The sequence below is a fragment of the bacterium genome (assembly GCA_035527515.1).
Taxonomy (GTDB): domain Bacteria; phylum B130-G9; class B130-G9; order B130-G9; family B130-G9; genus B130-G9.
Genome location: DATLAJ010000129.1, coordinates 1 through 8,995, shown reverse-complemented (window position 1 = coordinate 8,995; position 8,995 = coordinate 1). Strand labels below are relative to the sequence as shown.

The 8,995-nt window shown below is 57.4% G+C and carries 8 protein-coding genes; all 8 read right to left on the bottom strand.

Annotation, left to right across the window (positions count from 1 at the left end; translation table 11 throughout):
• The coding region (locus VM163_10380) for a carbamoyltransferase N-terminal domain-containing protein (protein HUT04284.1) at positions 1 to 615 on the bottom strand (615 nt) is incomplete at its 3' end.
• 169 nt (positions 616 to 784) lie between these two features.
• Positions 785 to 1,678: a 4-(cytidine 5'-diphospho)-2-C-methyl-D-erythritol kinase gene (gene ispE / locus VM163_10375; GenBank protein ID HUT04283.1), complete on the bottom strand. Its 894-nt coding sequence runs from the start codon at positions 1,676 to 1,678 to the stop codon at positions 785 to 787.
• Between the two features lie 95 nt (positions 1,679 to 1,773).
• A complete protein-coding gene (locus VM163_10370; protein ID HUT04282.1) occupies positions 1,774 to 3,372 on the bottom strand; it encodes a sensor domain-containing diguanylate cyclase in 1,599 nt (532 codons plus the stop codon).
• A 93-nt stretch (positions 3,373 to 3,465) separates the two neighbouring features.
• Positions 3,466 to 3,768: a hypothetical protein gene (locus VM163_10365; protein HUT04281.1), complete on the bottom strand. Its 303-nt coding sequence runs from the start codon at positions 3,766 to 3,768 to the stop codon at positions 3,466 to 3,468.
• Positions 3,769 to 3,797: 29 nt separating this feature from the next.
• The gene (locus tag VM163_10360) at positions 3,798 to 4,841 is read right to left on the bottom strand and encodes an NAD-dependent epimerase/dehydratase family protein (GenBank protein HUT04280.1); all 1,044 of its coding nucleotides are present in this window, start codon (positions 4,839 to 4,841) and stop codon (positions 3,798 to 3,800) included.
• Positions 4,842 to 4,883: 42 nt separating this feature from the next.
• Positions 4,884 to 5,957: a DnaB-like helicase C-terminal domain-containing protein gene (locus VM163_10355; protein ID HUT04279.1), complete on the bottom strand. Its 1,074-nt coding sequence runs from the start codon at positions 5,955 to 5,957 to the stop codon at positions 4,884 to 4,886.
• A gap of 532 nt (positions 5,958 to 6,489) precedes the next feature.
• Entirely contained in the window at positions 6,490 to 8,187 is a 1,698-nt protein-coding gene (locus VM163_10350) for an N-acetylmuramoyl-L-alanine amidase (protein ID HUT04278.1), read from the bottom strand.
• A 133-nt stretch (positions 8,188 to 8,320) separates the two neighbouring features.
• Positions 8,321 to 8,995, bottom strand: a 675-nt coding sequence (locus tag VM163_10345; protein HUT04277.1) for a choice-of-anchor X domain-containing protein, incomplete at its 5' end; no start/stop codon positions are given.

Below are 8,995 nucleotides of genomic sequence, written 5' to 3'. Positions count from 1 at the left end.
TGTCCGATAGAGCTTGCCAAGCGACTGGGAGGGGGGATACTTCCGAAGCAGCCGCAGCCGGGCATTCCGAGCGTGCCACAGCGTTGTGGGCGTGTCCTCGGAAAGGCCGTCCATAACGATAACCCCTGCCTCATCGAATCCCGATACGTGAAATGAGCTCGCCGCATGACAGAGGTGATGGTTGAAGAAAAACACCCTCTTGAAACGCCGTCGCAGCTCGTTTAAGAACCTGCGCCTTCCAAAAAGATAGGAAGGGACCGCAGCACTCAAGAGCTCCATCCCCACGTCCTTCTCGGTGAACCGATTCCTAAGCGTCAGTCCAAGAGGCGTCTTGAGCGCGCTCTGCCAGACGGTGTCGAAGAGTATCTTGAGCACTTGTGGGAAGCTGACGTCGAACGACACGCCCACAGCGTCGATGTCCGAATCCTTCAACCCATGTGCCTTCAGGCACCAGTCGATCGACATGGTCGGGCCATCGCCACCAAGAAGGAAGCCCGGCTTCTGCTTCACTCGCGTCAGCCGCTCCTCTTCCATCAGGGCAATAACCTTGTTCTCGTCAAGTAGAGCGAGAGCCGTGTCGTGCAGAACCTCATTTATGCCAAGCACATATACCATCTATTGCCTCTTAAGAATACCTTCCCAAGAGCCGGGAAGCTCGCCTATCCGCGCCTAAATCAACGGCGGAGCAAAAATGCCAGATATCCAGTGGCTGGTCAACAGCAAAGACCACCGCAGCTGGCATCCCGGGCCAGCAGGCCCATAAATGCTCACCAGAAAGGCCAGCTCAGCCCGAAAAAACACTCTCCCTGAACTCGGCACGGTCCATGCTCTCGCACGCCCGGGACCAGAAGCCGGCCGTGCTGAGCCTCACTGCGAGCTGTCTGGCCACCTCCGGGGATTCTACAGGAGCGAACACGGCTCCACCGCTGCCGGAAAGCATTGCGTGCTTCACCCCAAGAGCGGACAGTATCTCGAACACCTCGTCAATAGAGGGGTATAATTGCCTGGCCGGCGCCTCAAGGTCGTTGACCATCATCTCCCAACACTCTGGCTGAGCTATGTGCGCAAGAAATGAGGCGCAGGCATCTTTCGATGACGTGGTCTTGGCCGGGGTGCTTGCCAGCCGCAGGCCTCGGTAAACCTTACCCGTCTCGACCAGAATACTAGGACTTGCCAGGACAAACGACGTCTTGGCCAACTGGGGCGCCTCGGCCACAATCTCGCCCCTGCCGGTTGCAAGCGCTGTGCCTCCGACTAAGAAGAATGGGACGTCCGAGCCAATCCTGCTCGCGGTCTGGTGCAGCACGCTGTGCCCGACGTTCAACCTGTATCTGGCGACAAGCGCGGCGAGCACGGCGCCCGCGTCGCTGCTTCCTCCGCCAAGCCCGGCGCTAACTGGGATGCTTTTGTCAATCGTAATGACGAGCCCCTCCTTGAAGCCGGTCGCCTCACGAAGCCAGTGTATCGCCTGCCAGACGAGGTTTTTCTCATCGACGGGGCAGCTCATGGTATTCGTGTGCAGCTCGAGATGGCAAGCGAGAGGATGCTCCTCGATCGATATCTCGTCGCAAAGGTCGATCGATTGCATCACCGTCCTGAGTTCGTGGTAGCCGTCCGCCCTCTCGCCCAGGACCTCAAGGACCAGATTTAGCTTAGCGGGGGAGCGGATCTTCAGCACTGTCGCCGGCTCAAATACGAACGCGCGTGATGCAGGCGCATGCCGGCCACTGCCTGCGAGCCACCATCAGGCCAACGTAACATCAACCACCTCAGTCAAACAGCGACGCTGCTCGCGCCAAGAACAACCTTGTTCCCTCCCGCTGACTTCCCCTCATAAAGGGCCGCGTCGGCGATATCGATCAGCCTCTCAGGGCGCTTGGCGTCGCCCGGGAATGAGGCAACACCGATGCTGATCGTGGCGTGAAAGGGCTTGGCCCCCTCAGTGCCTTTTGGTACCAACTTCCGCTTGTTGTCCGCCTCAACATAATACAGAAGCGAGCGCTTGCTCACCTGCGCCCTGACGCGTTCGGCGACCTCCTTGGCGCTCTGCTTCGTGGTCTCTAGAAGGATTATCGCGAACTCCTCCCCGCCGTATCTGGCCACAACGTCAACGTTATCCCTGACGCTCTCGGCCAGAATGCTTGAAATCGAAACGAGCGCCCTGTCTCCTGCCGGATGGCCGTATATGTCGTTTATCTGTTTGAATAGGTCAACGTCTATCATTAAAAGAGAGAGCTGTTTGCCAAAACGCTCCGCACGCATCAGCTCTCGCTGAAGCGACTCCTTGAAATGCCCGTGCACAAAAAGCCCTGTGAGGCTATCAGTTATCGCAAGCTTCTGTAGCTCGGCCCACATCAGGGCGTTAGAAACCTTCGTCCCAAGGAGCTCTCCAACGATCGCCGCAGAATCGAGGTCGGCCGTATGGAATCCCGACTCATCAGTCGGGTTGGCGAAGTTGACCACGCCGATGAGCTTGTGTTTCTTGCTGCTCTCTTGAAGCGGGATAATCAGGCAGGAATCTGTCCGATACTTGGCCCCACTCCGCCTCGTGCTGTGTGCGCTAACGTCCTGGCTGAGCCAGGGCGCGCCATGCCTGATAGCAGTTGCCATGAGCCCACCTGCGCCCTCGCCGTCAAGCGCAACCTCGATGCCGCCCTCAAAGTCCTGGTTATACCCACGCTTGAGAACGAGCTTATGCGCCGCCTCATCATAAAGAAATATGGAGACTAGCTCCGCCGAAAACATCTTCGGCAAGCGCTCAATAGCCCTGTCCCAGATCAGCTCCACGTCGTTTGAGTCGATCGCCCTAGCGAACTGCACGAGCTCGTTTGCCCTCCGCGCCGAGCGCTGATGTTTCTTTGCCTGGGACTCGATTACTTCGATCTTCTTGGCCCGGCGCAAAACAGCGGCTGCGTCCGCCAAAAGTGCCCTCCGAAACTCGGTAGCAGGCCCAGGACGCCCGCGAATAAGCGCCATGCAGACCACGCCAACTAGTTCATTCTCGAACGCCAGGGGCACAAGAAGCACTCGAGAGATGCCGTTTTGCTCCGACCATTCCCGCTGCATAAAAAGCCCAACGCGCCGAACAACCCGCTCTGAGTTCTTCTTGAACAGCTGCCCCGAATCGCCCACGCCGAGGTCTTTGTATGCAACCTGCTCGTTCAAGACCAGCGGGTCCGCACCATGCGCAGACCCCAATTCGAGATAGTCCCCACTCAAATGAAGCAGCCACACCGCCGGAACCCCCAGCGCCTCCGCCAAGAGGCCCACGACGGCCGATTCGACCTCGGCCGAGCTCTTACCAGAGTAGCCAAGACCAAAGATCTTGTTGGAGACGGCGAGCCTTTTCAGCAGCTTCTGGCGCTCGCTCATCACGTCATTTACCGTCAACATATAGGGAGAAAAGCCCAGGAACCGCCTGCGCGGACCTACGGAATGCCAGCTGCAAGGGCGTTCCCAATAGCATCAGATCGAGTCGGGAATGACGCCGCCACTCGAGTCGAGGGGCAGATTAAGGGGATCGGCGGCAAAGACCTCCTTGCACCGCCTGCACAGAACAAACGACATCTCTAGATGAACGTCCCGCTCGATCAGCTCCGGATCAACTCCCTCGAGGCTGTCAACCAGCGAGTCTATCTCGGCCTCGCACTCCTCGGGGGAAATCCAGGGCAACCAGCTCGGCACGCCCGCGTAAATCCTAATCTCAACGTTGTATGCGCTGCTTTCGCTTTCGATCTTAGCGCCGCACCTATCACACGAGAGGGGCATCACAGATTCTCGTTGTTACAGTGAACCGCTCACACCTCAAAAACATCCTTGTGAGCCTGTATCCACTCAACCATCTTCTCAAGGCCCTGCTCAACCGACACCTTCGGCTCCCAGCCCAGAACCTGCTTCGCCTTCCGGATATCCGACACAAAGACCTTCTGATCGCTCGGCCTCCAATCGGCATAGGAGATAGGGCTTTTCTTGCCTGTCATCTCCTGGAGAAGCTCGATGACGTGCATGATCGGAACGGCGTTCCCAGGCCCGCCGCCAACGTTGACCACAACGTGATCAAGTCCGCTCTTTAGGAACCTGTCAAACGCATCTACAAGATCCGCAACGAAAAGCACATCCCGAACCTGCTTGCCGTCGCCGTCTATCCTGATCGGCTTGCCAAGAATCGTCGCTATGGCAAACCAGGCGAGCCAGCCCTGGTCCTCGAGCCCAAACTGGCGGGTCCCGTAAATGCAGGACATCCTGAATACCCCGGTCCTGAGCCCAAAAGTCCCCGCATAATCCTGCATATACAAGTCGCCAGTTAGCTTTGAGCAGCCGTAAGGCGTGTGCTCACAAAGGTCAGTTGAGAACGTCTCAGGAATACCAAACCGAAAGCTCTCAGGAAACTCATACCGATCTTCCCTCTCAACTGTTCCTATCCGGTTCACGTTATCCCCATAGACCTTGTTCGTTGAGCAGTAGATAACAGCTGGCCTGCTCGAGGCGCGCCTTGCGGCCTCAAGCACGTTAAACGTTCCGAGGGCGTTTGTGCTGAAGTCTGGAACGGGGTCCACAAGCGACGTTGTAACCGCTGTCTGGGCTGCCGTATGAAACACGACGTCCGCATCATCCACGAGCGGGATAAGCGTGTCGAGTTCCCTCACATCGCCTCGTATCAGCTGCACGCCGTCTATCTCGGACAAGAACCGCCAGTTGAAATCGAAAGTAACGTTCTTTCTGCCAAGCAAGCTGGCTCGCGACAGGTTGTCGATAACTCTCACCGAATGGCCAGACTTGGCGTAGCGCTCAGCGATGTGACTCCCAACAAACCCGGCACCGCCCGTAACAACAACTATCATTCAACTACCTCTTGAATTGGAGCATGCTGGCATGGCAGCAGGCTACTCGTAAACTTTCTTGGCCTCTCGCTTGAAAGCAAGATCGAGGAAATCACACACAGCCTTCAGGTAAATGAAGTAAATGTTTCTGACGGCGCCGGTGCCGCGCGTTGACAAGAGCAGCCTCGCATAGGTTGGGAAATAAGGGCCTATCTTCGGGTTGCTGAGCGGGAACCTCGAGCGCGCCTCCTCGAGCTTCGCCGCATCCCTGTCTTGGCCACGGTCATACAGCTCCTGAATGGCGTCGGACAGCAGAGTATCTTCTGTTTCCATCAGAATCGTTGTGTCAGCATGGTAGGCGGTGAACCCGAGCTCATGGCCAAGCGACGACGGCAGCATGCCGAGCTTCATATACAGTCGCCCGAACGCCGCGCCGTCAACCAGTGCTAGGATCGGACATCCTGAAGAGTGCGCAAGCTCCCTGAGGTCCTTGAGTATCAAGATGGTCTCCTCGCGCGTCGGCTCTCCAGAACCCTTAGCCTCCTGCTTGTAGCGCAGCCCCCGAAGCGTGTCAATAATCAAAACAGCAACAGGAAGCTCTGGCAGACCACGCGCGTCCTTGAAATGCTGCCGAACACGCTCGAGCCTGGTCCTGACCTCAGATATATGCATTCCGCCTTGCACCGGAACCTCAACCATGAATATCTTGTCAGCGAACTTCCTATAGGCATCATCCGCGTCCTTTATTCGGCCCTTGATCCGCGCGGCCGCGTCTCGCCCATGCACCGCCAGCCAGTCCTGCATCAACCACGACCGACCCTCTATCTCGCCCGAATGCACCCTAGATAGCCGCGATATGCTCCTAATGTAAAGCTCCCTCGCTGAGAGGGTTGAAGAGATGAACAGCGCCGGAAGCTCATGCTCAGCTGCCAATTTGTCCATCAACAGCGCCGCAAAGGCCGACTTCGTCCCATCCGGCGGCCCCTCAATCGCATATAACTTGCCCGGAAGCAGGCCACCGCTCAGCACCAAATTCAGCTCACTGCTGAACGTCGGATACGCCGATTCCCCCTTGAAAACATCCTTCAGAACACTCTCGGAGCGTTCAGACATTGAGATTAGATTCTCACTCTTCATCTCATCCCTCCATCGGGCGTTCATGTTATGTCAACTAATATCGCCGCTCACATCACTGTCAGCATATAATCACCTTAGTGTGGCGCTGTCAATATCTCGACTAGACCCCAGTAATCAGATTGGAGCGGGGAACGTTGCGGATGCCTCGCGGATGGAGAGCAGAAGCTCCTGCCCGAAGGGCAGACCATGGGTAGCCGCAGGCGTAGCCTGACGGTGCGAATAGCGCCACAATCCCCCCCCTTTCTAACCTCCCCGTTGCGTTGCACGCACGGCTACCCACGGTATCCCCTGTCGGGGATTACAGCCTGCACCCCTTGTTCGCACCCGTTAGGGTCGCCAAGACGGATTCGGGCACGCCCATGACCCCGCGTTGCACACGGGGCTACTCACGTCAGGCCCTTTCAGGGCCACATCAGCCGAGCTGGCCAATTCCACTGCTTCAACGTCCAAATCGCCACTGCACAGCCTATAACACAACCTACCAAAGCCAAGCTTTGAGGAAACCTATGGCACATATCTCCAAGCCACAAGACTATCGCGACTTCCGACCGTAATACCGACGCAGCGCATCGACATAGGCACTCGCGATGCGCTCCCTGTAGGCAGGGCTCATAAGCCGTTGACAATCGCTGGAGTTCTGAAGATTCGCGACCTCCAACAACAGCTTGGTCGGCACAGGATTATGACAGATGACCGCCGGAACATACTCTCGTCTGCCTCGTGTTACGCGGTCTCTCACAGGATTGTAAGGAAGCGTGGCCACATTGCGCCTCTTCAATGCATCCAACAGCTCAGACGAGAGATAACGCGAATAGCCCTCCGAACGCACCCGTTGCCAATATGTCGTCTTGATCGGACGACAAGAGCGAACCTCCTTCGTCCGGTCGTAAACCCCGCCCTTCCGGTCGAGCGATGTGCGCGATAGGTGTGCATCGGGTATGTAGATCGTGGCGCCGCTCAGCTCTGGATACAGCGAATCCGCGTGCACGCTCGTGAAGACGACCCTGTTCTCCTTTCTGACTGAACGAGGGAGACTCTTGTAGATCGACGCAACCAAGAAGCATCGCAAGTTTGCTGACACCGTTGCGTCGCCGTTTTGATACCTTGGGGTCGTAAGCAAGACCTCGTTCTTGTCTGGTTGCAGCCACCTTGAGTCCCTGACCCGGTAGCCCGACTTCTTATCCCATGTCGTCATATAGACCTTCGCCCTCGTCCGCGACCTCAGAAGCCGTCGTATCCTACAAGCAATGTCATAAGCATATTCATCCTCGCACATCCCCCTCCTGCTGATTGCCCCCGGGTCACTACCACCGTGGCCCGGATCAAGTATCACATACACACCCTCGAGGTCTCGCGACAAGAAGACGTTCCGATATCGTGACAGCTGCTTCAAGCTCGCCTCATACGCCGAACGCCGCGGATCGCTCTTTAGAAGATACCGAGGCAGCAATAGACCAACAGGAATCTTGACCTCAAAACCCTCCGGGATGCGCTTGACGTCACGTATCCCGCTGCGCACCTTGATCCTCTTAACCGCATCCATCACGTCGTCATGGCTAATCCGGCCGGTGAAGCGGGCGACGACGTTCGTGTAGAGTGCCTCGCCCTTCTTCAGCCTGTATGACGCGTATCTGCCCTTTTTATCTTGCTTGAACCTCAAAAGCGGCCCGCTCGGTTTCTTGCTGAGACCCCTTGAAGTCTTGAAGACCGCAAGCAACAGCCTCGACGGAATGAGCACCCGCGTCCCAAGATGAAGGACGCCTCGCAGATGATTGTGGGACAGTATTTTGGAGGTGTTCCTCGAAGTGCCAGTAAACCACTCGGTTATCGAGGATACAGTCTCGCCCTTGTATGTAACTTTGTGGCTCCACTGGCCGTCAACGTATTTGTCTAACGGAAAGAGGTTCACAATCACCAAGTATTGGGCCTTGGGCGACAGCAGATTGTAGGGGATTCTACAGACCGCTCCTGCCAAGAGCGGCCTGTTGCCGTTATATCTTTTGATCGTTCGCCAGTTCTCCCCCGAGCCCGTCCACCGTCTCGAGATCAGCATGTAGCTGTCGCCGCTCCTCGCCCGGTGCTCGATGTAGATGCTCCTGCCCCTCGATATTTTGGCGGGGACACTCGTTGACCGCGAGCTGCCGTGCCCGAGGCAGGCCAGGCCCGCAAAGAACGCGAGCAGGAGAAGGGCTATGAGTCGCCCTTTCCGATTTACTAATCCCAGGACCATCTCACCGGTAGCGCACGGTTCTCATTCCACATCAGTGTTGCAGGCCGAAGCGAGTAGGTCAATCCCGTCGAGCCTCTAGCCTCGACCATCCTGCCCGCCCGCGCCGAATTGATGAGCGCATCGCAAGAACGCTTTATGGAGTAACTGTTACGTAGGGGAACACCAGGCTCTGTGCGCCCGCAGACGTTGTCCCAACCAGCTCGATCAGGTAACGCCCGGGGGCCACGCCACCGCCTAGTGCGCACTGAAACGTGAACTGGCCGTCGCCAGCCACGGCATCACCTCCCACACCATCGTCGTGCAGGAACATCCCGAGCGGAGCGCCGCCCTCAAGGGACGCCTCAATCTTCTCGACGCCCTCGCCAAAGCTCTCCACGTGCGCATAGAGCGCGAGCTGGCCGCCAGCCGCCGAAGAAATATCCGTAAACCCGAACCCACCGGCCATGATCACCGGCGCGCTTGCGCCCAGCGAGCACGACTGAGGCAGAGAATCCAAAAGGCACTGCCGCATTATCCTCTCGGTCGAAAGCATCGCCGCCTCATTCTGAAACGATCGGGCGCCTTCTAAACTCCTTCTCTGAGCGCTTCGACTCGCCCCAACCTCCACATAAGGCCACTCAACGCTCTTGAGCCCGGCTGCATCCACGGCGACAAGAGATACTCGGTGTTGGCCCGCAGGCATCCCGGGCTCGATCCCTGCCTGCAACGTGAAGAGCGAATCTTTTGCGACTGCATCCCCGCTCGTCCCGTCGTCAACCAGAAAAAGGCCGCTCGGCAGACCATTGTAGAACAGCTGAACCGATTGCAG

Excerpts from the sequence above, each read along its gene's own strand:
- VM163_10355 (HUT04279.1), bottom strand. The coding sequence starts at position 5,957 with ATGAAGAGTGAGAATCTAATCTCAATGTCTGAACGCTCCGAGAGTGTT.
- VM163_10370 (HUT04282.1), bottom strand. The coding sequence starts at position 3,372 with ATGAGCGAGCGCCAGAAGCTGCTGAAAAGGCTCGCCGTCTCCAACAAG.
- VM163_10360 (HUT04280.1), bottom strand. The coding sequence starts at position 4,841 with ATGATAGTTGTTGTTACGGGCGGTGCCGGGTTTGTTGGGAGTCACATC.
- VM163_10350 (HUT04278.1), bottom strand. The coding sequence starts at position 8,187 with ATGGTCCTGGGATTAGTAAATCGGAAAGGGCGACTCATAGCCCTTCTC.
- VM163_10365 (HUT04281.1), bottom strand. The coding sequence starts at position 3,768 with ATGCCCCTCTCGTGTGATAGGTGCGGCGCTAAGATCGAAAGCGAAAGC.